Source organism: Micromonospora sp. PRAS1 (assembly GCF_059553435.1).
The window spans coordinates 1-409 of the sequence record NZ_JCANNB010000122.1 but is presented as its reverse complement, the minus strand read 5'-3'; the positions used below and the strand labels follow the sequence as shown (position 1 = coordinate 409).

Sequence of the window (409 nt, the reverse complement as noted above, 5' to 3'; positions counted from 1 at the left end):
GAAACTGAACGGCCCCGCCGCCGCCAACACAGACCCCAGCTCCGCCAGGTCCACATCCTGATCCACCATCAACACCCGCTGGCCCGACACCAACGGCGCCCAGACATTCGGCACCTGCAAATCAAAAGCCACCGACGAGAACACCGCACAGCCGGCCGAACCACGACCCGCCAACTCGTCCGCTGCCCACCGAACATGATTCGCCAAACCCCGATGCGTAACCTGCACACCCTTCGGCCGACCCGTCGAACCCGACGTGAAAATCACATACGCCAAATCATCCAAATCCACCACACCCGGCAACACCACCGACTCCTGCGGCACCACGTTCTCCACAGCCAGCACCTCAACCCCAGCCGGGAAACGATCCGCATAACCAGCCGACGTCACCACCCACGACACACCCGCA

General features: G+C 62.8%; 1 protein-coding gene. It reads right to left on the bottom strand.

From position 1 onward, the window contains the following. Nucleotides 1-336, bottom strand: a 336-nt coding sequence (locus AC507J_RS32365; protein WP_496294378.1) for an AMP-binding protein, incomplete at its 3' end; no start/stop codon positions are given. Between the last annotated feature and the right edge of the window lie 73 nt (nucleotides 337-409).